This is a genomic window from Streptomyces odonnellii (assembly GCF_000981895.1).
GTDB classification, from domain to species: domain Bacteria; phylum Actinomycetota; class Actinomycetes; order Streptomycetales; family Streptomycetaceae; genus Streptomyces; species Streptomyces odonnellii.
In genome coordinates this window covers 1-1,994 of the sequence record NZ_LATD01000565.1, presented here as the reverse complement: position 1 = coordinate 1,994, position 1,994 = coordinate 1, and the positions used below count along the sequence as shown (strand labels likewise).

General features: G+C 71.5%; 1 protein-coding gene. It reads left to right on the top strand.

The window, feature by feature from the left end:
* Nucleotides 1-149: 149 nt before the first annotated feature.
* Nucleotides 150-1,994 (top strand): metallophosphoesterase family protein (locus WH07_RS35085; RefSeq protein ID WP_232789171.1); only part of this gene is annotated, 1,845 nt, incomplete at its 3' end.

Genomic DNA, 1,994 nt, shown 5'->3' with positions numbered 1-1,994 from the left:
GGCCGGAACCGTACGCACACGAAACGAGCCCCCGGACAAACCCCCAGCCCCACACCTCACCCACGAAACAGGCCCCCGGAGGACCACACCACTACGCGTGATGGCGTAGCCAAGGCATGGCCGCCCGCCCCTCCGGGCATACGGACCCAATGGCCCGTGATGTACCGCGTATCCCGTTCCGTGCCACACGCACCCGTATTCTGGGCCATCTCCATTCCCGCCGAGAGGGCCCGACCAGCACGCTGGTCCACTCCCCGCACCCGTACTCCCGGGCCCTCGGCCTGATCGCCGTCGTCATGCTGGGCGCCTGGCTCGGTCTGCTGGTCGTCGGCAGCGTACGGACGCCCGTCGGCCCCATGGACACACGGATGACCCTGCGGCCGTCCCTGACCGGCGGGACCAAGATCAATGTCTCGCCGCTGGGCGCGCTGGAGCTGAAGACACACACCGCGCCCATCCGTCTCGACGTGGATGTGGACCAGCTCGACCCCGTACGCTCCACCGCCCTCGTCGAGCACCCGGAACGTCTCTCCGGGCTCCAGGCCGAGGTCACACACGATGTCGCCGACGGCACCTCCGAACTGGCCGTACGGTCCTGTGTCGCCGTCGTCTCCGGCGCGACCGCCCTCGGCCTCGCCGTCTACCGCCGCCCCCGCCGCGCCCTCGCCGCCGGCGGGCTCGCGCTCGCGCTGCTGGCCGCCTCGGGCGTCGGCGCGTACGCCACCTGGAACCCCAAGTCGGTGCTGGAGCCCAAATTCTCCGGACTGCTCTCCTCCGCACCGCAGGTCGTCGGCAACGCCCGCTCGATCGTGACCGATTTCGACGTGTACCAGAAGGAGTTGGCGCGACTGGTCACCAATGTGACCAAGCTGTACGACGCGACCTCGACCCTGCCCACCTACCAGCCCGACCCGGCGACCCTGCGCGTCCTGCACGTCTCCGACATCCATCTGAACCCGGCGTCCTGGCACATCATCGGCTCGCTCGTGGAGCAGTACGGAATCGACGTGATCATCGACTCGGGCGACACCATGGATCACGGCGCCTCCGCCGAGAACACCTTCCTCGACCCGATCAGCGACCTCGGCGCCCCCTATGTCTGGGTGCGCGGCAACCACGATTCGGACGTCACGCAGAACTACCTCCGGCGCATGAAGAACGTCCGGGTCCTGGACGAGGGGCGGGCCGTGACCGTCGCCGGGCTGCGGGTGGCGGGGATGGGTGATCCCCAGTACACGCCCGACCGCTCGACGGAGGCGGGGGGTGATCCGGCGGAACGGATGGCGGGCATCCAGTTCGCCTCGGCCCTGCGCGACCAGCAGGCGGCCGGCACTCCCGTACACATCGCGGTCGCGCACAATCCGGTGGCGGCCCGGGAGACCGACGGCCTGGTGCCGCTCGCCCTGTCCGGTCATGTCCACCACCGTGAGACCGAGGTGATGGCGCACGGTACGCGGCTGAAGGTCGAGGGCTCGACGGGCGGCGGCGGGCTGCGGGCCGTGCAGAACGAGGAGCCCGAGAAGGTACGCACCTCCGTCCTCTATCTGGACCGGACGACCAAGCGGCTCCAGGCATGGGACGAGATCACGCTGGGCGGTCTGGGCCTGACGACGGCCGAGGTCAGCCGTCATCTGCCGCAGGAGGCGGGCACCCCGGGCGCGAGCCCGTCGCCGAGCGCGTCACTGACACCGGGCGAGGTCGCGGGCGCGCCGGACGACTCGGATGATTCGGGCTCGTCGGGTCCTTCGGGCTCGTCGGGCTCGCCGAACGGCCCCCGCCCGTCGGAGAGCCGCATGGGCGGCGGTACGGGCATGTCCGGAAGCGGGCCCGACGGCACGGGTACGAGTACGGGCAGGGGCACGGGTACGGGCACGGGCGTGGGTCCCCCGGGCGGCCCGGACTCCGCGGCGTACCCGGGGCCCGGCGCCTCGCCCGCCGCCCCCTCGCCCGTCCCCGACCCCGAGGAGCCTCCCCGTACCGGCCAGGTAAACCCG